The organism is Shigella sp. SIG3, assembly GCF_053555855.1.
The window spans coordinates 21301-43450 of the sequence record NZ_JBQZXE010000017.1 but is presented as its reverse complement, the minus strand read 5'-3'; the positions used below and the strand labels follow the sequence as shown (position 1 = coordinate 43450).

Below are 22150 nucleotides of genomic sequence, written 5' to 3'. Positions count from 1 at the left end.
CGCATTATGTACATTGGTGCGCCGTTGGCGAAAGACAGAGAAACCCTTTTCTTCACTAGCGTACGGGCAGTCCCTTCAACAACGAAGCGGGAAGAGGGAAATACCCTGAAGATTGCCACACAAAGCGTCATCAAACTTTTCTGGCGACCAAAAGGTTTAGCGTATCCCTTAGGCGAGGCTCCGGCGAAACTGCGTTGCACTTCGTCAGCTGACATGGTTACGGTCAGTAACCCAACACCTTATTTCATTACCCTGACAGACCTGAAAATAGGTGGAAAAGTAGTTAAAAATCAAATGATTTCCCCCTTTGATAAATACCAATTCTCTCTGCCAAAGGGGGCCAAAAATAGCAGCGTAACGTATCGAACCATCAATGACTACGGGGCGGAAACGCCGCAACTCAACTGTAAATCGTAAGCCGTCTTCAGTTAAGAGAGCGAGATGTATAGAACTCATCGACAACACAGCCTGTTAAGCTCTGGTGGAGTGCCATCGTTTATTGGTGGGCTGGTGGTGTTTGTGTCGGCAGCGTTCAATGCACAAGCTGAAACCTGGTTCGATCCTGCTTTTTTCAAAGATGATCCCTCAATGGTGGCCGATTTGTCTCGTTTCGAAAAAGGACAAAAAATAACGCCAGGGGTTTATCGTGTCGATATTGTTCTGAATCAGACAATTGTAGATACGCGCAACGTCAATTTTGTTGAGATAACGCCAGAGAAGGGGATTGCCGCCTGTTTGACGACTGAAAGCCTGGATGCAATGGGTGTTAATACTGATGCGTTTCCGGCTTTTAAACAACTGGACAAACAAGCGTGTGTGCCATTGGCGGAGATTATTCCGGATGCCAGCGTAACGTTTAATGTGAATAAACTCCGTCTGGAAATTTCAGTACCGCAAATCGCCATCAAAAGTAATGCCCGTGGTTATGTCCCCCCTGAACGTTGGGATGAAGGGATCAACGCGCTATTACTGGGATATTCGTTTAGCGGGGCTAACAGTATTCATAGCAGCGCAGACAGTGATTCTGGCGACAGCTATTTTCTGAATTTAAACAGTGGCGTTAATTTAGGCCCATGGAGATTGCGCAACAATTCAACATGGAGTCGCAGTAGTGGCCAAACCGCAGAATGGAAGAATCTCAGCAGCTATTTGCAGCGGGCGGTTATTCCACTAAAAGGCGAACTGACCGTAGGTGATGATTATACTGCAGGCGATTTTTTCGATAGTGTCAGCTTTCGTGGTGTGCAGCTGGCGTCAGATGACAACATGCTGCCAGACAGCCTGAAAGGGTTTGCGCCTGTGGTGCGTGGTATCGCCAAAAGCAATGCCCAGATAACGATTAAGCAAAATGGTTACACCATTTACCAAACTTATGTATCGCCTGGTGCTTTTGAAATTAGTGATCTCTATTCCACGTCGTCGAGCGGTGATTTGTTAGTTGAAATCAAAGAAGCGGACGGCAGCGTCAATAGCTACAGCGTACCGTTTTCCAGCGTGCCATTACTCCAGCGTCAGGGGCGAATCAAATACGCGGTGACACTGGCGAAATACAGAACCAATAGTAATGAACAGCAGGAGAGCAAATTTGCCCAGGCCACGTTGCAGTGGGGCGGACCGTGGGGAACGACATGGTATGGTGGTGGACAATATGCTGAATATTACCGTGCCGCCATGTTTGGTCTGGGATTTAACCTTGGTGATTTCGGAGCAATTTCGTTCGATGCGACCCAGGCGAAGAGTACGCTGGCAGAGCAAAGCGAACATAAAGGTCAGTCATATCGTTTTCTGTATGCCAAAACGCTCAACCAATTGGGCACTAATTTTCAATTGATGGGCTATCGCTATTCGACGTCGGGTTTCTACACCCTTTCCGACACCATGTATAAACATATGGATGGCTACGAATTTAATGACGGTGATGATGAAGATACGCCGATGTGGTCGCGTTATTACAATTTGTTTTACACCAAACGTGGCAAACTGCAGGTCAATATCTCCCAGCAATTAGGCGAGTACGGTTCGTTTTATTTAAGTGGTAGCCAGCAAACTTACTGGCATACCGATCAACAGGATCGGCTATTACAGTTTGGCTACAACACGCAAATTAAAGATCTCTCGCTGGGGGTTTCCTGGAACTACAGTAAGTCCCGTGGTCAACCTGATGCTGATCAGGTGTTTGCACTAAATTTTTCCCTGCCGCTCAATCTGTTGCTCCCCAGAAGTAATGATAGCTATACCAGGAAAAAAATTACGCCTGGATGACCTCTAACACCAGTATCGATAACGAAGGGCACATTACACAAAACCTGGGTTTAACGGAGACACTACTCGATGACGGTAACCTGAGCTACAGCGTGCAACAGGGATATAACAGCGAGGGGAAAACGGCTAATGGTAGCGCCAGCATGGACTACAAAGGGGCGTTTGCAGATGCCCGAGTGGGCTACAACTACAGCGATAACGGCAGTCAACAACAACTGAACTACGCTCTTTCAGGCAGTTTAGTTGCCCATTCACAGGGCATTACCCTGGGGCAATCGCTGGGGGAAACTAACGTGCTGATTGTAGCACCAGGCGCAGAGAATACTCGTGTGGCGAACAGCACCGGGCTGAAAACTGACTGGCGCGGATATACCGTTGTCCCCTATGCCACTTCTTATCGGGAAAATCGAATCGCACTTGATGCGGCATCGTTAAAACGTAACGTGGATCTTGAAAATGCAGTAGTCAACGTGGTTCCCACCAAAGGGGCGTTGGTTCTGGCGGAGTTCAATGCCCATGCGGGAGCAAGGGTATTAATGAAAACATCAAAGCAGGGTATACCGCTGCGTTTTGGCGCGATAGCGACGCTGGACGGCATACAGACTAATAGCGGCATTATTGATGATGATGGCTCGCTCTATATGTCCGGTTTGCCCGCTCAGGGAGCGATAACTGTACGCTGGGGCGAAGCTCCCGATCAAATTTGTCATATCAGTTACCAGCTTACCGAACAACAAATTAACTCTGCGATTACGCGAATGGATGCCATATGCAGATAATCTTTGGAGAAAAATGCGTGTTATTACTACGACTATTTTTTGCCGCCGTCTTAATGCTATGGTGCGCTCAAACTGCTGCTTATATCGGGCAGTGTCATACCACTCAGGGGAATCCGTATATTGGCGTCAATTTTGGCGTTAAAACTCTGGATGAAGAAGAAAATACGGCTGGAGTAGTTAAAGACAAATTTTATCAGTGGAACGAATCGAGTGATTATTATGTTTCCTGTGATTGCGATAAAGACAATGTCAGAAGTGGCCGATGGGCATTCGCCGCGGATTCACCGTTAGTCTATTTAGGCGACAACTGGTACAAAATTAATGACTATCTTGCCGCCAAAGTTTTATTGCAGGTTAAAGGCAGTTCTCCTACTGCGGTTCCTTTCGAAAACGTGGGCACAGGGGCAGATACACGATGGCATATTTGCGATCCCGGCGGTCAACGTTTAGGTGGCCAGGGGGCTAGCGGTAATAGCGGTAGCTTTTCCCTGAAAATATTGCAGCCGTTCGTTGGTTCGGTCGTCATTCCTCCTATGGCGCTGGCGCGATTATTTGAATGCTACAACATACCCGCAGGTGATTCCTGCACGACTACTGGTACACCGGTTTTAGTGTATTACCTGTCTGGTACGATCAATTCACTTGGCTCATGTTCCGTCAATGCCGGAGAAACAATCGAGGTTGATCTGGGCGACGTATTTGCGGCTAACTTTCGTGTTGTAGGGCATAAGCCTCTTGGGGCCAGAACGGCAGAACTTGCAATTCCGGTCAGGTGTAACACGGGAAACGCAGGGTTAGTTAACGTCAATCTGAGTCTGACGGCAACCTCAGACCCCAGCTATCCCCAGGTGATTAAGACGTCACGTCCTGGCGTGGGCGTGGTGGTGACCGATAGCCAGAACAACATTATTTCCCCTGCTGGTGGGACACTACCGCTCTCTATTCCTGATGATGCAGACAGTATCGCGCGAATGAATGTCTATCCAGTCAGCACGACAGGCGTACCACCAGAAACCGGGCGATTTGAAGCCACGGCAACGGTGAGAATAAATTTTGATTAACGCGTGAACGTATGAAGAAAAAAACGATATATCAGTGCGTTATTTTGTTCTTTAGCCTTCTTAACATCCATGTCGGGATGGCTGGGCCTGAACAAGTCAGTATGCATATTTATGGGAATGTGGTCGATCAGGGCTGTGATGTCGCCACCAAAAGTGCATTACAAAATATTCATATTGGTGATTTTAATATCAGTGATTTTCAGGCCGCGAATACCGTAAGCACTGCTGCTGATTTGAATATTGATATCACCGGTTGTGCCGCTGGTATTACTGGCGCGGGCGTCCTTTTTAGCGGCGAGGCTGACACCCTTGCGCCGACACTGCTCAAACTAACTGACACAGGCGGAAGCGGTGGTATGGCAACGGGGATTGCCGTGCAAATTCTTGATGCGCAAAGTCAGCAAGAAATCCAGCTCAATCAGGTCCAGCCTCTTACGCCCTTAAAAGCCGGGGATAACACACTCAAATATCAACTTCGTTATAAGTCCACAAAGGCGGGAGCAACGGGCGGTAATGCGACGGCGGTTCTCTATTTTGATCTGGTTTACCAGTGAAGGAGTGATGTTGAAACGGATAATCTGGATTCTGTTCTTACTGGGATTAACGGGGGGCTGTGAGCTATTTGCCCATGATGGCACGGTCAACATTAGCGGATCGTTTCGCCGTAATACATGCGTGCTGGCACAGGATAGCAAGCAAATCAATGTGCAGTTAGGCGATGTCTCGCTGACACGTTTTTTTCATGGGAATTATGGCCCGGAGAAATCTTTCATCATTAATTTGCAGGATTGCGGAACAGATGTCAGCACGGTTGATGTCACCTTTTCAGGAACCCTCGACGGAGTGCAGAGCGAAATGCTGTCCATTGAAAGTGGTACGGATGCAGCCAGTGGGCTGGCAATTGCGATTCTGGATGATGCGAAGATATTGATTCCGCTTAACCAGGCGAGTAAAGACTACAGCCTACATAGCGGTAAGGTGCCATTAACTTTTTATGCGCAATTGCGACCTGTCAATAGCGATGTGCAGTCGGGTAAAGTGAATGCCAGCGCGACATTTGTACTTCATTATGACTAATACGTGGAACAGATTAGCGCTCTTGATTTTCGCCGTTTTATCGCTGCTGGTGGCGGGTGAATTGCAGGCAGGAGTGGTGGTCGGCGGAACGCGATTTATCTTTCCGGCAGACAGAGAATCGATATCTATTTTACTGACTAATACCAGTCAGGAATCTTGGCTTATTAACAGCAAAATCAATCGCCCAACGCGTTGGGCCGGGGGGGAAGCGTCGACAGTGCCAGCACTATTACTGGCCGCTCCGCCACTTATTCTCCTGAAGCCCGGTACTACAGGCACGTTGCGCTTGCTGAGAACGGAAAGCGACATCTTGCCTGTGGATCGCGAAACGCTATTTGAGTTAAGCATTGCCAGCGTGCCATCCGGCAAAGTTGAAAATCAGAGCGTAAAAGTGGCGATGCGCTCGGTATTTAAACTGTTCTGGCGACACGAAGGTTTGCCGGGCGACCCGCTGGAAGCTTATCAACAATTACGCTGGACACGGAATTCGCAGGGTGTACAACTCACTAACCCAACGCCTTACTACATTAACCTGATTCAGGTGAGCGTAAATGGTAAAGCGTTAAGTAATGCGGGAGTCGTGCCGCCTAAAAGCCAGCGTCAGACAAACTGGTGTCAGGTAATAGCACCGTGTCATGTCGCCTGGCGGACGATAAATGATTACGGCGGGTTGAGTGCAAAGAAGGAGCAAAATCTGCCCTGAAACAGGTTCTGAAAACGTTTGCGTTTTTTTTGCCGCAGGTCAATTCCCTTTTGGTCCGAACTCGCACATAATACGCCCCCGGTTTGCACACCGGGAATCCAGGAGAGTTCATGTACTACCCCTTCGTTCGTAAAGCCCTTTTCCAGCTCGATCCAGAGCGCGCTCATGAGTTTACTTTTCAGCAATTACGCCGCATTACCGGAACACCGTTTGAAGCACTGGTGCGGCAGAAAGTGCCTGCGAAACCTGTTAACTGCATGGGCCTGACGTTTAAAAATCCGCTTGGTCTGGCAGCCGGTCTTGATAAAGACGGGGAGTGCATTGATGCGTTAGGCGCGATGGGATTTGGATCGATCGAGATCGGTACCGTCACGCCACGTCCACAGCCTGGTAATGACAAGCCGCGTCTCTTTCGTCTGGTAGATGCCGAAGGTTTGATCAACCGTATGGGCTTTAATAATCTTGGCGTTGATAACCTCGTAGAGAACGTAAAAAAGGCCCATTATGACGGCGTCTTGGGTATTAATATCGGCAAAAATAAAGATACGCCAGTGGAGCAGGGCAAAGATGACTATCTGATTTGTATGGAAAAAATCTATGCCTATGCGGGATATATCGCCATCAATATTTCATCGCCGAATACCCCAGGATTACGCACGCTGCAATATGGTGAAGCGCTGGATGATCTCTTAACCGCGATTAAAAATAAGCAAAATGATTTGCAAGCGATGCACCATAAATATGTGCCGATCGCAGTGAAGATCGCGCCGGATCTTTCTGAAGACGAATTGATCCAGGTTGCCGATAGTTTAGTTCGCCATAATATTGATGGCGTTATTGCAACCAATACCACTCTCGATCGTTCTCTGGTTCAGGGAATGAAAAATTGCGATCAAACCGGTGGCTTAAGTGGTCGTCCGCTTCAGTTAAAAAGCACAGAAATTATTCGCCGCTTGTCACTAGAATTAAACGGTCGCTTACCGATCATCGGTGTTGGCGGCATCGACTCGGTTATCGCTGCGCGTGAAAAGATTGCTGCGGGTGCCTCACTGGTGCAAATTTATTCTGGTTTTATTTTTAAAGGTCCGCCGCTGATTAAAGAAATCGTTACCCATATCTAATTATTTCTTCGAATTCCTCTTTATAAGATAATCAGGGCTTTATTTTCAGCCCTGGTTGTTTTATATTCATCGCTGTTGCTTATTTAGACATTTTGTACTTTTATTGTTGAGGTTATTAAGCGAAGCAACAATGGATTGTGTTGCTGCGGTTTTATAGGGTAGGGGAGAGGCAGATGCGAATTAAACCAGACGATAACTGGCGTTGGTATTACGATGAAGAGCACGATCGAATGATGCTCGATTTAGCCAATGGTATGCTATTTCGCTCACGTTTTGCGCGCAAAATGTTGACTCCAGATGCCTTTTCTCCCGCAGGCTTTTGCGTTGATGATGCCGCGCTCTATTTCTCTTTTGAAGAAAAGTGCCGCGATTTTAATTTATCTAAAGACCAAAAAGCCGAACTGGTGCTGAATGCACTGGTAGCAATTCGTTATCTCAAACCGCAAATGCCGAAAAGCTGGCATTTTGTCTCCCATGGTGAAATGTGGGTGCCCATGCCGGGCGATGCGGCCTGCGTTTGGTTGAGCGATACTCACGAGCAGGTCAATTTGCTGGTCGTTGAATCTGGCGAAAATGCCGCGCTATGCCTGCTGGCACAACCCTGCGTTGTTATTGCGGGTCGCGCGATGCAGTTGGGCGACGCCATTAAAATCATGAACGACAGGCTGAAACCGCAGGTGAATGTTGACAGCTTCAGCCTCGAACAGGCAGTCTAACGCGTCAGCTTAAGGGCAGTCTTCGGTACACAGCTACAGCAAAGAATGGTGCCATCATCGCCCATTGCTGATTTTTTCAGCGGCGTGACTTCGCCTTCTAAAAGCTGAACACGGCAACTTCCACAAATGCCCGCGCGGCAAGAATAAGGGATACGAATTCCCTGATTTTCTAATTGCTCCAGCAACACTTGTTGGTTATTTCCACGAAATGCCTGTCCCTGCCAGTCAATATCTACATTTGCGTCCGGTTGTTGCGTGATGTTGGCGGTATCATCAGCGGCAGCTGCGCCGTAAATTTTTGCCGGAGCCGTTGCCAGAATTTCCACCTCATCGCCAACGCGAATCACGCCGCTATTACGGGCAATTAAATTCTGACCAAAATCGACATCGCCGTTATCCTGGGCAGTGCGGAAAGATTGCAATGTTTTTAATGGTTCGCCTGCCGGATGTTTTTGCCCTTTTTCTGGGCTGACGGTGGTGAAAATACAGCGGCTACAAGGTTTAACCACATCAAACACCACATCACCAATGCGAATCACTTTCCAGCTATCTTCTTCCCAGGCTGACGCGCCGGAAACCACCAGATTGGGGCGGAATTGCTCCATTTTTACACTGGCCGGACAACGTTGTTGGAGATCACGTAACGAGGCTTCGTTAGCAAGAAGGTAAGGATAGCCATCAGCAAATGACAGAGGTACAGTGTTGTGGCGTTTCACGCGCCGGGTCATTTGTGGCCCCACCCAGCGTAATTGCACTTCGCGGGAGAAAAATCCACTTAGCCATTTGTTGATCGCGTCTGGCGCAATTCGCGCGGTAAAATGTGTGCCCCAAACTTCGGTTGGTGCGTCTTGTGTGGCGAAATCAGCAAAACGAACATATGCGCTACTGCCATCTGGTGCGGTGAGATGCAAGCCATCATGCACAGGTGAAGGAGTAAACCGTACCATCTGGGGAAACTGGCGAGCGGTAATAAACGTACCGTCAGGTTCCGTGATCATAAAGATGCGATCGAAGGCCAGACCACTGACATCAGCCAGAGCATGTGTAAGACCAATGCCGCGCATCGATTTAACAGGATGAATAAAAAGCCGGGTTAATGTCGCCACGGTGCGGTCCTCAAATGAAAATAAGCCCTCAACTTTATGACATGACGCGCTTATTAGCTATAATGCGCAACAATTTTCTTAGCGCCTGTCCCGTTAGGCTATTTTATTTGTCAGTTTGGCCCTGGGTTGTGCTCGAAATCCTCACGTACTTGTGTACGCTCCGGTTTCTCCGCGCTCTCCATGTCCAGACTGACTGCAACAATTACGCCTACTGCGGTAGGCTCTTAGAGTAAAAGTGACGATATGAATTCTCTGTTTGCCAGTACGGCCCGTGGGCTGGAAGAGCTGTTAAAAACTGAACTGGAAAATCTGGGGGCCGTTGAATGCCAGGTGGTTCAGGGTGGGGTCCATTTCAAGGGCGACACACGGCTTGTTTACCAGAGCCTGATGTGGAGCCGCCTGGCCTCGCGTATTATGTTGCCGCTGGGCGAGTGTAAGGTTTACAGCGATTTAGACCTCTATCTCGGTGTTCAGGCGATCAACTGGACAGAGATGTTTAATCCTGGCGCGACCTTCGCTGTCCACTTCAGTGGTTTGAATGACACCATCCGCAACAGTCAGTACGGCGCGATGAAAGTGAAAGACGCGATCGTCGATGCTTTCACGCGGAAAAATCTGCCGCGTCCAAATGTTGATCGCGATGCGCCGGATATCCGCGTTAACGTCTGGCTGCATAAAGAAACCGCCAGTATCGCTCTTGATCTGAGTGGTGATGGTTTACATCTGCGTGGCTATCGCGATCGTGCTGGTATTGCGCCGATCAAAGAAACCCTGGCAGCCGCTATTGTGATGCGATCCGGCTGGCAGTCAGGAACACCGCTGCTCGATCCGATGTGTGGTTCCGGTACGTTGCTGATTGAAGCGGCGATGCTGGCGACCGATCGCGCACCAGGCTTGCACCGTGGGCGTTGGGGCTTTAGCGGCTGGGCGCAGCATGATGAAGCTATCTGGCAGGAAGTGAAAGCGGAAGCGCAAACTCGCGCCCGTAAAGGCCTGGCTGAGTATAGCTCTCATTTTTACGGTTCGGACAGCGACGCACGGGTGATTCAACGTGCGCGCACTAACGCCCGTCTTGCGGGGATTGGTGAACTGATCACCTTTGAGGTGAAAGATGTCGCGCAACTGACCAATCCGCTGCCGAAAGGGCCGTACGGTACAGTGTTGAGCAACCCGCCATACGGTGAACGTCTGGACAGCGAACCGGCGCTGATTGCGCTGCATAGTCTGCTGGGCCGAATCATGAAAAACCAGTTCGGTGGCTGGAATCTCTCTTTGTTTAGTGCCTCGCCGGATCTGCTAAGCTGCCTGCAGCTGCGTGCAGACAAACAGTACAAGGCGAAAAACGGCCCGCTGGACTGCGTACAGAAAAATTACCACGTTGCCGAAAGCACACCAGACAGTAAACCGGCAATGGTAGCGGAAGATTACGCCAACCGCCTGCGTAAGAACCTCAAAAAATTCGAGAAGTGGGCACGCCAGGAAGGGATTGAATGTTACCGCCTGTATGACGCCGATCTGCCGGAATATAACGTTGCCGTTGACCGTTATGCCGACTGGGTGGTGGTGCAGGAGTATGCGCCGCCAAAAACTATTGATGCGCACAAAGCGCGTCAGCGTCTGTTCGATATTATCGCTGCAACCATTTCGGTACTGGGGATTGCGCCAAACAAACTGGTGCTGAAAACCCGTGAACGCCAGAAGGGCAAAAACCAGTACCAGAAACTGGGCGAGAAGGGCGAGTTTCTTGAAGTTACCGAATATAACGCTCACTTGTGGGTGAACCTGACGGATTATCTCGATACTGGTCTGTTCCTCGATCACCGTATCGCCCGCCGTATGCTCGGTCAGATGAGCAAAGGCAAAGATTTCCTCAACCTGTTTTCTTATACCGGCAGCGCCACCGTGCATGCGGGATTAGGCGGTGCACGCAGCACCACCACCGTGGATATGTCGCGTACTTATCTGGAATGGGCAGAACGCAACCTGCGTCTGAATGGCCTGACTAGGCGTGCGCATCGCCTGATTCAGGCCGATTGCCTGGCGTGGCTGCGTGAGGCAAATGAACAGTTCGATCTGATCTTTATCGATCCGCCAACCTTCTCTAACTCAAAACGAATGGAAGATGCGTTTGATGTTCAGCGCGATCATCTGGCGCTGATGAAAGATTTGAAACGTCTGCTGCGTGCAGGTGGGACGATCATGTTCTCGAACAACAAACGTGGCTTCCGTATGGATCTCGACGGCCTGGCAAAACTGGGACTGAAAGCACAAGAAATTACGCAAAAAACGCTCTCCCAGGATTTCGCCCGTAACCGCCAGATCCACAACTGCTGGCTGATTACCGCAGCCTGAAAGGAATAGTAATGTCATTAATCAGTATGCATGGCGCATGGCTGTCGTTCAGCGACGCGCCGCTTCTCGATAACGCAGAACTGCATATCGAAGATAACGAACGTGTTTGTCTGGTGGGCCGCAACGGCGCAGGAAAATCGACGTTAATGAAAATCCTCAACCGTGAACAAGGGCTGGATGACGGTCGCATTATTTATGAGCAAGATTTGATTGTAGCTCGTCTGCAACAGGATCCGCCGCGTAACGTTGAGGGTAGCGTTTATGATTTCGTTGCCGAAGGCATTGAAGAACAAGCGGAATATCTGAAACGCTATCACGATATTTCGTGCCTGGTGATGAACGACCCGAGCGAGAAAAATCTCAACGAACTGGCGAAGGTTCAGGAACAGCTGGATCACCACAACCTGTGGCAGCTGGAAAACCGCATCAACGAAGTGCTGGCGCAACTGGGGTTAGATCCTAACGTTGCGCTGTCGTCGCTTTCCGGCGGCTGGTTGCGTAAAGCGGCATTAGGACGCGCGCTGGTGAGCAATCCGCGCGTATTGCTGCTGGACGAACCGACTAACCATCTGGATATCGAAACCATCGACTGGCTGGAGGGGTTCCTTAAAACCTTCAATGGGACGATTATTTTCATCTCCCACGACCGTTCGTTTATCCGCAATATGGCGACGCGCATTGTTGATCTCGATCGCGGCAAGCTGGTGACCTATCCAGGGAATTACGACCAGTACCTGCAGGAAAAAGAAGAAGCCCTGCGCGTGGAAGAACTACAAAATGCCGAGTTCGATCTCAAACTGGCGCAGGAAGAAGTGTGGATTCGCTAGGGGATCAAAGCACGCCGTACCCGTAATGAAGGCCGCGTACGCGCCCTGAAAGCGATGCGTCGCGAACGTGGTGAACGTCGCGAAGTGATGGGTACCGCAAAGATGCAGGTGGAAGAGGCCAGCCGCTCCGGTAAGATCGTTTTCGAAATGGAAGACGTTTGCTACCAGGTTAACGGTAAGCAACTGGTGAAAGATTTTTCTGCCCAGGTTCTACGTGGCGACAAAATTGCCCTGATTGGTCCGAATGGGTGCGGCAAAACCACGCTGCTGAAACTGATGCTCGGTCAGCTTCAAGCGGGCAGCGGGCGTATTCACGTTGGCACCAAACTGGAAGTGGCTTATTTCGATCAGCACCGCGCGGAACTGGATCCCGATAAAACGGTGATGGATAACCTTGCCGAAGGTAAGCAAGAGGTGATGGTTAATGGCAAGCCACGCCACGTATTGGGCTATTTGCAGGACTTTCTGTTCCATCCGAAACGGGCGATGACGCCAGTACGTGCGCTTTCTGGCGGTGAGCGGAACCGCTTGCTGCTGGCGCGTTTGTTCCTCAAACCAAGCAACTTATTGATTCTTGACGAACCGACCAACGATCTTGATGTCGAAACGCTGGAACTGCTGGAAGAACTGATCGACAGCTATCAGGGCACGGTATTGCTGGTTAGCCACGATCGTCAGTTTGTCGATAACACCGTTACAGAATGCTGGATCTTCGAAGGCGGCGGTAAAATTGGTCGTTATGTTGGCGGTTATCATGATGCCCGTGGTCAGCAAGAACAATATGTGGCACTCAAACAGCCTGCGGTGAAAAAAAGCGAAGAAGCCGCCGCGCCAAAAGCAGAAACTGTAAAACGCAGCAGTAGCAAACTAAGCTATAAATTGCAGCGCGAACTGGAGCAGCTACCGCAATTGCTCGAAGATCTGGAGGCGAAGCTGGAAGCCCTACAGACGCAAGTGGCGGATGCTTCCTTCTTCAGTCAGCCGCATGAGCAGACGCAAAAAGTGCTTGCTGATATGGCTGCTGCAGAGCAGGAGCTGGAGCAAGCCTTTGAACGCTGGGAGTATCTTGAAGCGTTAAAAAATGGTGGCTGATCGCAAAATAGTCGATTTAAACAGAGACAGCTGACAACGGTAAAATTGCCTGATGAACTGGGTTTATCAGGCATGAAAACCAACACTTTGTTAGTCATCTGTAAAATAGCGCATCATTAAGGAGTACCAATGTGCGAACATCATCATGCCGCGAAGCACATCCTGTGCTCGCAGTGTGACATGCTGGTGGCGTTACCGCGCCTTGAGCATGGTCAGAAAGCGGCATGTCCCCGGTGTGGCACAACGTTAACCGTGGCGTGGGATGCCCCTCGGCAGCGTCCCACCGCCTATGCGTTGGCTGCACTGTTCATGCTGTTGCTGTCCAACTTGTTTCCTTTTGTGAATATGAACGTTGCAGGAGTTACCAGTGAAATTACATTACTGGAAATTCCCGGCGTGCTTTTTTCTGAGGACTACGCCAGCCTCGGCACCTTTTTCCTGTTGTTTGTGCAACTGGTTCCCGCGTTTTGTCTGATAACCATTCTGTTACTGGTGAATCGCGCGGAATTACCGGTCCGTTTAAAAGAGCAACTGGCACGGGTGCTTTTTCAACTCAAAACCTGGGGAATGGCGGAGATTTTCCTCGCGGGTGTGCTGGTCAGTTTCGTTAAACTGATGGCTTACGGCAGCATTGGGGTAGGCAGCAGCTTTCTCCCCTGGTGTTTATTTTGTGTCCTGCAACTGCGCGCTTTTCAGTGCGTTGATCGTCGCTGGTTATGGGACGACATCGCCCCGATGCCAGAACTGCGCCAGCCGCTAAAACCAGGCGTCACGGGGATACGTCAGGGGCTGCGTTCGTGCTCCTGTTGTACGGCAATCCTTCCTGCTGATGAACCCGTGTGCCCGCGTTGTAGTACCAAAGGGTACGTTCGGCGTAGAAACAGCCTGCAGTGGACACTCGCGCTGCTTGTAACGTCCATCATGCTGTATCTTCCGGCTAATATTTTGCCCATCATGGTGACGGATTTATTAGGCTCGAAGATGCCGTCGACGATTCTCGCTGGGGTCATTCTGTTATGGAGCGAAGGCTCTTATCCCGTCGCTGTGGTGATCTTTCTGGCCAGTATTATGGTGCCAACGTTAAAGATGAGCGCCATCGCGTGGCTGTGTTGGGATGCCAAAGGGCATGGCAAGCGCGACAGTGAAAGAATGCATTTGATTTATGAAGTTGTTGAGTTTGTAGGCCGCTGGTCGATGATTGACGTTTTCGTTATCGCGGTGCTCTCGGCGCTGGTGCGTATGGGAGGTTTAATGAGTATTTATCCGGCAATGGGTGCATTAATGTTTGCTTTAGTCGTCATAATGACAATGTTTTCTGCTATGACGTTTGACCCGCGTTTGTCGTGGGATCGTCAACCTGAATCAGAGCATGAGGAGTCCTGACAGTATGGAATCTAATAATGGGGAAGCCAAAATCCAGAAAGTGAAGAACTGGTCTCCCGTGTGGATATTTCCTATCGTCACGGCGCTCATTGGGGCCTGGGTTCTTTTTTATCATTACAGCCATCAGGGACCGGAAGTGACCCTGATCACCGCGAATGCGGAAGGAATTGAAGGTGGCAAAACCACCATTAAAAGCCGTAGCGTTGACGTCGGCGTGGTTGAAAGCGCCACACTGGCTGATGATTTGACGCACGTTGAAATCAAAGCGCGGCTGAATTCCGGTATGGAAAAATTGCTGCATAAAGACACCGTCTTTTGGGTGGTGAAACCGCAGATTGGTCGCGAAGGGATTAGCGGCCTGGGAACGCTGCTGTCTGGAGTTTATATCGAACTGCAGCCAGGCGCGAAAGGCAGCAAAATGGATAAATACGATTTGCTGGACTCACCACCGTTGGCCCCGCCTGATGCGAAAGGTATCCGTGTGATTCTCGATAGCAAAAAAGCCGGGCAGCTCTCGCCAGGAGATCCGGTGCTGTTCCGTGGCTATCGGGTAGGTTCGGTTGAAACCAGCACCTTCGATACGCAAAAACGCAATATCAGTTATCAACTGTTCATCAATGCACCTTATGACCGACTGGTGACCAGCAATGTTCGCTTCTGGAAAGATAGTGGCATTGCGGTTGATCTGACGTCAGCGGGGATGCGTGTGGAGATGGGCTCATTGACAACGCTGCTTAGTGGCGGTGTTAGCTTTGATGTGCCGGAAGGTCTGGATTTAGGGCAGCCAGTGGCACCGAAAACAGCTTTCGTTTTGTATGATGATCAGAAGAGCATTCAGGATTCGTTGTACACCGATCACATTGATTATCTGATGTTCTTTAAAGATTCGGTACGCGGTCTGCAACCGGGAGCTCCGGTAGAATTCCGGGGTATTCGCCTGGGTACCGTAAGCAAAGTGCCATTCTTTGCGCCGAATATGCGTCAGACATTTAACGATGATTACCGTATTCCGGTACTGATTCGTATCGAGCCAGAGCGGCTGAAAATGCAGCTTGGCGAAAATGCGGATGTTGTTGAGCACCTTGGCGAATTGTTGAAACGTGGTTTACGCGGATCGCTGAAAACCGGAAACCTGGTCACTGGTGCACTGTATGTTGATCTCGATTTCTATCCAAATACGCCTGCAATAACCGGTATTCGTGAATTTAATGGTTATCAGATTATCCCGACTGTTAGCGGCGGCCTGGCGCAAATCCAGCAACGACTGATGGAAGCGTTGGATAAGATCAACAAACTGCCATTGAATCCGATGATTGAACAGGCAACCAGTACGCTTTCTGAAAGTCAGCGCACAATGAAAAACCTGCAAACGACGCTGGATAGCATGAACAAGATCCTCGCCAGCCAGTCGATGCAGCAGTTGCCGACGGATATGCAGTCAACGTTGCGTGAATTGAATCGCAGCATGCAGGGCTTCCAGCCTGGCTCCGCAGCCTACAACAAGATGGTGGCGGATATGCAGCGCCTTGATCAGGTGTTGCGAGAACTGCAACCGGTGCTGAAAACGCTCAATGAGAAGAGTAACGCGCTGGTATTTGAAGCGAAGGACAAAAAAGATCCAGAGCCGAAGAGGGCGAAACAATGAAAAAGTGGCTAGTGACGATTGCAGCACTGTGGCTGGCCGGATGCAGCTCCGGCGAAATTAATAAAAACTATTACCAGTTACCTGTGGTGCAGAGCGGTACACAAAGTACCGCCAGCCAGGGCAATCGTCTGTTATGGGTAGAGCAGGTCACTGTTCCTGACTATCTGGCGGGGAATGGTGTGGTTTATCAAACCAGTGATGTGAAGTATGTGATTGCCAACAACAACTTGTGGGCCAGCCCGTTGGATCAACAGTTGCGCAACACCCTGGTTGCCAACCTGAGTACGCAACTGCCCGGCTGGGTGGTTGCCTCCCAGCCTCTGGGAAGCGCCCAGGACACGCTCAATGTTACCGTAACGGAGTTTAACGGTCGCTATGATGGCAAGGTCATTGTCAGTGGTGAGTGGCTGTTGAACCACCAGGGACAACTGATCAAACGTCCGTTCCGTCTGGAAGGAGTGCAAACTCAGGATGGTTACGATGAGATGGTTAAAGTGCTGGCCGGTGTCTGGAGTCAGGAAGCCGCTTCTATTGCACAAGAGATAAAGCGTCTACCTTAATTATAAAGATTTGTAAATATAACCGTCTCCGGTATGCCGCCTGAGGCGGTTTTTTTGTTTCTAACGTGCGGAAAAATTTGTTCCTCTTCACATTTTTTGTACAACCGACATGCCCGTGTAGCTCACAAATATGACAGTGGCGTGAATTTTGCGCATTGACGGCAGTTATGATTCGCGGTATTGCTTAACTGTGATTGCACATTTAGTAATCACTGTTTTCTTTTCCACCAGAAACCAGTATGAGGGAAACGAGGCATGAAGAGACAAAAACGAGATCGCCTGGAACGGGCACATCAACGTGGTTATCAGGCCGGCATCGCCGGACGCTCAAAAGAAATGTGTCCCTATCAGACGCTGAATCAAAGGTCACAATGGCTGGGAGGCTGGCGAGAAGCCATGGCGGACAGGGTAGTAATGGCCTGATTCTGTCTCTTTAAAAAGAAACCTCCGCATTGCGGAGGTTTCGCCTTTTGATACTCTGTCTGATGATAATCAGAAGGCAGACGTATCCTGGAACAGACCGACTTTCAGGTCGCTGGCGGTATAGATCAGACGACAATCAACCAGCACTTCGCCATCTGCCAGACCCATAATCAGACGACGATTAACAATGCGTTTAAAGTGAATACGGTAGGTCACTTTTTTCGCTGTCGGCAGTACCTGACCAGTGAATTTCACTTCGCCAACGCCCAGCGCGCGGCCTTTACCTTCGCCGCCCAGCCAGCCGAGGTAGAACCCTACCAGCTGCCACATTGCGTCCAGGCCCAGGCATCCCGGCATAACCGGATCGCCAATGAAGTGGCATCCGAAGAACCACAGATCCGGATTGATATCCAGTTCTGCTTCAACATACCCTTTGTCGAAGTTACCACCCGTTTCGGTTATTTTGACCACACGGTCCATCATCAGCATGTTCGGTGCTGGCAATTGCGGGCCTTTAGCGCCAAACAGTTCACCGTGACCAGAGGCAAGAAGGTCTTCTTTTGTATAGGATTCGCGTTTATCTACCATGTTCTCTGTAAGCCTTATTTTATTGAAGCACGCAGGATAGCTAACACGTGTACGCTGAACAAGTCCGATCAGTTCGGAATAAACCAGTTCAGCCAACGTAATGGCCATGGAAAACGGTGACGTCCTTCCTGTTGCGATGCTTGCGCGATACGTTCCTGGATGGTTTGCATCAGCGTCGTTTGGCCTTCGCCATCCCACACCAGATTTAATAATAACGGCAGTGCGTCAGTCACATCGTCTACTGCCCAGATGGTGAATTTGCCTTCTTCTACCGCTTTCACCAGTTCACTGTGAAGACTTAAATGGCGAACGTTAGCAGTGGGGATAATGACACCTTGTTTCCCCGTTAACTCACGTTGCTGGCAAATAGCAAAGAAGCCTTCGATTTTCTCATTTAAACCACCGACCGGCTGGACGCGGCCGAACTGATCGACTGAACCTGTGATAGCGATACTCTGATTCACTGGCACATCAGCGAGGGCGCTTATCAGGGCGCAGAGTTCAGCCATCGAGGCACTATCGCCATCCACTTCACTGTATGACTGCTCAAATGTCAGCGATGCTGAGAAGGGGATCTGTTGCTCAAGCTGTAGTTCCGACATCAGGAACGCCTGCATGATCATCATCCCTTTCGCATGGATATTGCCGCCAAGCTCCGCTTTGCGTTCGATGTCGGTGAATTCACCATCGCCAATATGCACAACGCAGCTAATGCGAGAAGGTTCGCCAAAAGCGCGTGGATGACCCGGAAATTCAATGACCGAAAGGGCGTTAATTTGCCCGATGCGTTCGCCTTCGGTTTCAATCAGGATTTGCTCCTGAAGGATCTCATCCTGCATACGTTCAGCGAGGAAACCTTCGCGCCATTCACGCTGCTGCAGCATTAAATTTAGCTGCTCGCCGGAGAAGGTGTCGCCATCACACAGGGAGGCGACCTCTTTACACTGGCGGAGGATCCAATGCGGGCTAAGCGGAAGTGTTTCTTGTTCACCGGTGTAGCGTGCTGCTTCGCGGATAAGTACCGGCCAAGCATCCGCTCCCGGGGCAGGTAAGTGATTATGTCTGGCGGTAAATGTCACCCAGCGACACCACTGGCTTACTGACTCCGCATCGACAATCTGCAGAGTATCTTCAAATTCGCTATAAATAGCCTGCTCTGAAAGCTCTGGCTCCATCTCCTGGAAATCAGCCAATGATTCGCGTTCGCCTACCAGAATGACTTTCAGCTTCAATGGCATCGAAGGCACAGAGACGGGGAGAGGGCGCGACTCATCAAACGCAACCCAGTCAAAACGCTCGCGGTTAACGATATTTTTCAGCCGCATCCACAGCAGAGGTTGCGCCAGCAGTGTACGCAAAGAGATGATGAGAATACCGCCATTTGCCTGATGCACCAGACCAGGCTGCAGGGTAATGTCGCCATTAAACTGGCGCAGGCAGCCAAAGAGTTGCTCCGCTTCTACCCAGTCGGCAGCGACAACTTGCGTTAAAGTCGCAAAATTATCATCTGCACTCACTGCGTGACGTAAGCGGATGGAGTGGCCGGAAACCTCATAGTGATCGCCCACCAGTTGGCCTGCATCGCTTTGTAGCGTACGCGCGGCATCGGCAATAAGATTCAGATACTCAGACTCTTCCGGGGCCTTAGCCAGCATAAAAGAGGAGGATGCTCGCGTATGCAGCAACTGCTCCAGCGCAAATTGCAGTCGCGGTTGAGTATCACTGAATAAAGGATCGTTTTCGTCAATCAAATGTGGCTGAGCAAATATTTCCTGATAGCTATCGGTATCAGGAACCAGGTCACGCCATGCAAGTTTCGTAATGGTCAAAGTTGATGTTTTTTAGTCTGTTGTCAAAGCCGCGATTATACCGTAACCGGCACTACAGCACACGTAGAAAGCACCGACAATACTCCTGGCTGGGCGTTAAAGCTCACAGGATGGAGATTCTTTTCTTCACTGGCCTAAAAAGCTGATATTCTGTAAAGAGTTACACGGTAACATTGAGATCGCTATGAAATATCAACAACTTGAAAATCTTGAAAGCGGTTGGAAATGGAAGTATCTGGTAAAGAAGCATCGCGAAGGGGAGTTAATTACCCGTTACATAGAAGCCAGTGCCGCCCAGGAAGCCGTCGATGTGTTGCTCTCGCTCGAAAATGAACCCGTGCTGGTAAATGGCTGGATTGACAAGCATATGAATCCGGAACTGGTCAATCGCATGAAGCAGACCATTCGGGCCAGACGGAAGCGCCATTTTAATGCGGAACACCAGCATACGCGCAAAAAATCGATCGATCTGGAATTTATTGTCTGGCAACGTCTGGCTGGTCTTGCACAGCGTCGCGGTAAAACGCTTTCTGAAACGATTGTTCAGCTGATTGAAGATGCGGAAAACAAAGAGAAATACGCGAATAAAATGTCTTCTCTGAAGCAGGATCTGCAGGCATTGCTGGGTAAGGAATAACTGACGAAAGTCAGTTCAATTTACTAAAGGCAAAAAAAACCCCGCAGCAGCGGGGTTTTTCTACCAGACGATAACTTAAGCCTGCGGCTGAGTTACAACGTCTTTGATACCTTTAACTTCGATCTCTACGCGACGATCCGGAGCCAAGCAGTCGATCAGTGCAGCACGCTGTTTCACGTTGTCACAGGTGTTGCCAGTAACCGGGTTGGATTCGCCCATACCACGTGCGGAGATCTTGTCTGCCGGGATACCTTTGGAGATCAGGTAATCAACAACAGACTGAGCACGGCGCTCGGACAGACCCTGGTTGTAAGCGTCAGAACCGATGCGGTCAGTGTAACCCAGAACAACTACGGAACCGTCTTTCGGATCCAGGTTGCTCAGCTGGCTGTACAGCTGATCCAGAGCAGCCTGACCTTCCGGTTTCAGGGTTGCTTTGTTGAAGTTGAACAGAACGTCAGACTTCAGAGTGAAGTGCTTGGTCTGTACTTCCGGTGCCGGAGCTGGAGCAACTACCGGAGCTGCTTCGCCCTGACCGAAACGGTAGGAAACACCCAAGCTCAGCAGACCGTTGTCCGGACGAGTACCGATGGTGTTTGCGTCACCGATGTTGTTGGTCCACTGGTATTCCAGACGGGTAGCGATTTCAGGAGTGATCGCGTACTCAACACCACCTGCGAAAACCGGAGAAACGCCAGTGTCGTGGTCTTTAAAGGATGCGCCACCAGGTACGTTAGCCTTGGTGTCTGCACGCCATACCATACCACCCAGACGAGTGTAGATGTCCAGATCGTCAGTGATTGGGTAACCCAGTTTAGCGGTCAGCTGAACGCCCTGAGCTTTGTATGCGCCGTTGATGTTGTCGCCTTTGTACGGCATACGACCTAACCAGTCGTAACCCATTTCAAAACCAACATACGGGTTAACCTGGTAACCACCAAAAGCACCTGCACCCAGTTGGTTTTCGTGGGTCGGACCATTGTTAGGAATAAAACCAGTGTCATGGTACTGGGACCAGCCCAGTTTAGCACCAGTGTACCAGGTGTTATCTTTCGGAGCGGCCTGCGCTACGGTAGCGAAACCAGCCAGTGCCACTGCAATCGCGATAGCTGTCTTTTTCATTTTTTGCGCCTCGTTATCATCCAAAATACGCCATGAATATCTCCAACGAGATAACACGGTTAAATCCTTCACCGGGGGATCTGCTCAATATTAACTCTACCGATATCTTCGGCTTATGCCGAGCACCCCTGGCGATGTAAAGTCTACAACGTAGTTGAAAACTTACAAGTGTGAACTCCGTCAGGCATATGAAAAAAAAGTCTTGTATAAGGTATGTTTAATCTTTTTGTCAGCGACAATTTACAGAAAAAAAACGCGGAAACCGCTTCAGACAAGCCTTCGCAAGGAAAATTAGTCACGACTGAAAGCATTGGCTGGGCGACAAAAAAAGTTCCAGGATTAATCCTAAATTTACTTAATGATACAAATTAGAGTGAATTTTTAGCCCGGAAAGTTGTCTCGTTGTGTGAGAGGATGCGCTTACCGGACGCATAATAAACCCCATAGCGTTACCTTCATTTGCCGCATCAACAAGTTCAGCATGCTCTTCTTCAGTCAAATCATCTGTCAACCAACCGATCACCACACTGTAATTGCCCGTGCGTAAAGCGCGAACCATTGACTCCACTGTGTGGCAAGGGGAGAGCTGGCTAATCTGCATTACTTTCGTTAAGGGTAGCCCAGATGCCTGAACCCATTCCCGACTCAGTTTTTGTTGCGGTGTTAACCAGAGTTGCCAGCGCGATTGCTGACCGAGTTGCTGTAACAATGGCAACAGTAGAAGTTGCGTCATCATGGGCTGATCTTCGCGATAGACAACTTCACTGATAAGCCCGGCTGTAGTGTTTTCCGTAGAGACACGCGCAATTTTACTTGCTGCGGATGAGAACGACGAAGAACGATGTGCATAGCCTGAAGTGTACATAA

The 22150-nt window shown here is 49.8% G+C and carries 18 protein-coding genes and 2 pseudogenes; 15 read left to right on the top strand and 5 right to left on the bottom strand.

All coding sequences use genetic code 11. From position 1 onward, the window contains the following. From ACUU1I_RS05850 to zapC, 8 genes and pseudogenes are all read left to right on the top strand, one after another. Positions 1-417: fimbrial biogenesis chaperone (locus ACUU1I_RS05850; protein WP_449144814.1), on the top strand; the 417-nt coding region annotated here is incomplete at its 5' end. A gap of 24 nt (positions 418-441) precedes the next feature. Next, positions 442-3041: pseudogene (locus ACUU1I_RS05845) on the top strand (fimbrial biogenesis usher protein). After that, positions 3032-4102 (top strand): fimbrial protein, encoded by a 1071-nt coding sequence (locus ACUU1I_RS05840; RefSeq protein ID WP_001165647.1) that lies wholly within the window; start codon positions 3032-3034, stop codon positions 4100-4102. Before ACUU1I_RS05845 ends, ACUU1I_RS05840 begins: the two are co-directional and overlap by 10 nt. Before the next feature lie 11 nt (positions 4103-4113). Next, entirely contained in the window at positions 4114-4656 is a 543-nt protein-coding gene (locus tag ACUU1I_RS05835; RefSeq protein WP_000730632.1) for a fimbrial protein, read from the top strand. 7 nt (positions 4657-4663) lie between these two features. Next, a complete protein-coding gene (locus ACUU1I_RS05830; RefSeq protein WP_000919486.1) occupies positions 4664-5179 on the top strand; it encodes a fimbrial protein in 516 nt (171 codons plus the stop codon). Beyond that, a complete protein-coding gene (locus ACUU1I_RS05825; RefSeq protein WP_001111451.1) occupies positions 5145-5882 on the top strand; it encodes a fimbrial chaperone in 738 nt (245 codons plus the stop codon). The genes ACUU1I_RS05830 and ACUU1I_RS05825 overlap by 35 nt, the downstream gene beginning before the upstream one ends. Positions 5883-5992: 110 nt before the next feature. Then, the gene (gene pyrD / locus ACUU1I_RS05820) at positions 5993-7003 is read left to right on the top strand and encodes a quinone-dependent dihydroorotate dehydrogenase (RefSeq protein WP_001370288.1); all 1011 of its coding nucleotides are present in this window, start codon (positions 5993-5995) and stop codon (positions 7001-7003) included. Positions 7004-7176: 173 nt separating this feature from the next. Next, on the top strand, positions 7177-7719 hold the full coding sequence (zapC, locus tag ACUU1I_RS05815; protein ID WP_004991542.1) for a cell division protein ZapC: 543 nt from the start codon (positions 7177-7179) through the stop codon (positions 7717-7719). Here zapC and ycbX read toward each other — a convergent pair. Then, positions 7716-8825, bottom strand: a complete 1110-nt coding sequence (ycbX, locus tag ACUU1I_RS05810; protein WP_000224274.1) for a 6-N-hydroxylaminopurine resistance protein YcbX — start codon at positions 8823-8825, stop codon at positions 7716-7718. The two genes, zapC and ycbX, sit on opposite strands and share 4 nt — an antisense overlap. A gap of 243 nt (positions 8826-9068) precedes the next feature. Here ycbX and rlmKL point away from each other — a divergent pair, with 243 nt between their 5' ends. The 6 genes and pseudogenes from rlmKL (at position 9069) to rmf (ending at position 17107) form a co-directional block, all read left to right on the top strand. Further along, complete coding sequence (gene rlmKL / locus ACUU1I_RS05805; RefSeq protein ID WP_001086555.1) at positions 9069-11177, top strand: bifunctional 23S rRNA (guanine(2069)-N(7))-methyltransferase RlmK/23S rRNA (guanine(2445)-N(2))-methyltransferase RlmL; 2109 nt, start codon at positions 9069-9071, stop codon at positions 11175-11177. Positions 11178-11188: 11 nt separating this feature from the next. Then, a pseudogene (locus ACUU1I_RS05800) lies at positions 11189-13096 on the top strand (ABC transporter ATP-binding protein). Between the two features lie 129 nt (positions 13097-13225). Beyond that, positions 13226-14479, top strand: a complete 1254-nt coding sequence (gene pqiA / locus ACUU1I_RS05795; RefSeq protein WP_000333178.1) for a membrane integrity-associated transporter subunit PqiA — start codon at positions 13226-13228, stop codon at positions 14477-14479. A gap of 4 nt (positions 14480-14483) precedes the next feature. Then, entirely contained in the window at positions 14484-16124 is a 1641-nt protein-coding gene (pqiB, locus tag ACUU1I_RS05790; protein ID WP_000445541.1) for an intermembrane transport protein PqiB, read from the top strand. Continuing rightward, positions 16121-16684: a membrane integrity-associated transporter subunit PqiC gene (pqiC, locus tag ACUU1I_RS05785; protein WP_000759120.1), complete on the top strand. Its 564-nt coding sequence runs from the start codon at positions 16121-16123 to the stop codon at positions 16682-16684. Before pqiB ends, pqiC begins: the two co-directional genes overlap by 4 nt. A 255-nt stretch (positions 16685-16939) precedes the next feature. Continuing rightward, positions 16940-17107, top strand: coding sequence for a ribosome modulation factor (rmf, locus tag ACUU1I_RS05780; protein WP_000828648.1), 168 nt, complete (start codon positions 16940-16942; stop codon positions 17105-17107). A 69-nt stretch (positions 17108-17176) separates the two neighbouring features. Here the strand turns inward: rmf and fabA are convergent, their stop codons facing one another. Both fabA and ACUU1I_RS05770 read right to left on the bottom strand, forming a co-directional pair. Continuing rightward, complete coding sequence (gene fabA, locus ACUU1I_RS05775; protein WP_005069575.1) at positions 17177-17695, bottom strand: bifunctional 3-hydroxydecanoyl-ACP dehydratase/trans-2-decenoyl-ACP isomerase; 519 nt, start codon at positions 17693-17695, stop codon at positions 17177-17179. 68 nt (positions 17696-17763) lie between these two features. Then, positions 17764-19524: an AAA family ATPase gene (locus tag ACUU1I_RS05770; RefSeq protein WP_000156487.1), complete on the bottom strand. Its 1761-nt coding sequence runs from the start codon at positions 19522-19524 to the stop codon at positions 17764-17766. 184 nt (positions 19525-19708) lie between these two features. On the opposite strand from ACUU1I_RS05770, the gene matP reads away from it, so the two are divergent. Beyond that, the gene (gene matP / locus ACUU1I_RS05765; protein ID WP_000877161.1) at positions 19709-20161 is read left to right on the top strand and encodes a macrodomain Ter protein MatP; all 453 of its coding nucleotides are present in this window, start codon (positions 19709-19711) and stop codon (positions 20159-20161) included. Between the two features lie 75 nt (positions 20162-20236). Here matP and ompA read toward each other — a convergent pair whose 3' ends face one another. Both ompA and sulA read right to left on the bottom strand, forming a co-directional pair. Continuing rightward, positions 20237-21283, bottom strand: a complete 1047-nt coding sequence (gene ompA / locus ACUU1I_RS05760) for a porin OmpA (protein ID WP_005047463.1) — start codon at positions 21281-21283, stop codon at positions 20237-20239. A 355-nt stretch (positions 21284-21638) separates the two neighbouring features. Then, positions 21639-22148, bottom strand: a complete 510-nt coding sequence (gene sulA, locus ACUU1I_RS05755) for an SOS-induced cell division inhibitor SulA (RefSeq protein ID WP_000288715.1) — start codon at positions 22146-22148, stop codon at positions 21639-21641. Between the last annotated feature and the right edge of the window lie 2 nt (positions 22149-22150).

Bases quoted from the DNA above. Each gene is read 5' to 3' on its own strand.
- pqiA (WP_000333178.1), top strand. From the start codon at position 13,226: ATGTGCGAACATCATCATGCCGCGAAGCACATCCTGTGCTCGCAGTGT.
- ompA (WP_005047463.1), bottom strand. From the start codon at position 21,283: ATGAAAAAGACAGCTATCGCGATTGCAGTGGCACTGGCTGGTTTCGCT.
- ACUU1I_RS05830 (WP_000919486.1), top strand. From the start codon at position 4,664: ATGTTGAAACGGATAATCTGGATTCTGTTCTTACTGGGATTAACGGGG.
- ACUU1I_RS05825 (WP_001111451.1), top strand. From the start codon at position 5,145: ATGCCAGCGCGACATTTGTACTTCATTATGACTAATACGTGGAACAGA.
- sulA (WP_000288715.1), bottom strand. From the start codon at position 22,148: ATGTACACTTCAGGCTATGCACATCGTTCTTCGTCGTTCTCATCCGCA.
- fabA (WP_005069575.1), bottom strand. From the start codon at position 17,695: ATGGTAGATAAACGCGAATCCTATACAAAAGAAGACCTTCTTGCCTCT.
- zapC (WP_004991542.1), top strand. From the start codon at position 7,177: ATGCGAATTAAACCAGACGATAACTGGCGTTGGTATTACGATGAAGAG.
- pqiC (WP_000759120.1), top strand. From the start codon at position 16,121: ATGAAAAAGTGGCTAGTGACGATTGCAGCACTGTGGCTGGCCGGATGC.
- rmf (WP_000828648.1), top strand. From the start codon at position 16,940: ATGAAGAGACAAAAACGAGATCGCCTGGAACGGGCACATCAACGTGGT.
- ACUU1I_RS05835 (WP_000730632.1), top strand. From the start codon at position 4,114: ATGAAGAAAAAAACGATATATCAGTGCGTTATTTTGTTCTTTAGCCTT.
- pyrD (WP_001370288.1), top strand. From the start codon at position 5,993: ATGTACTACCCCTTCGTTCGTAAAGCCCTTTTCCAGCTCGATCCAGAG.
- pqiB (WP_000445541.1), top strand. From the start codon at position 14,484: ATGGAATCTAATAATGGGGAAGCCAAAATCCAGAAAGTGAAGAACTGG.
- matP (WP_000877161.1), top strand. From the start codon at position 19,709: ATGAAATATCAACAACTTGAAAATCTTGAAAGCGGTTGGAAATGGAAG.
- rlmKL (WP_001086555.1), top strand. From the start codon at position 9,069: ATGAATTCTCTGTTTGCCAGTACGGCCCGTGGGCTGGAAGAGCTGTTA.
- ACUU1I_RS05840 (WP_001165647.1), top strand. From the start codon at position 3,032: ATGCAGATAATCTTTGGAGAAAAATGCGTGTTATTACTACGACTATTT.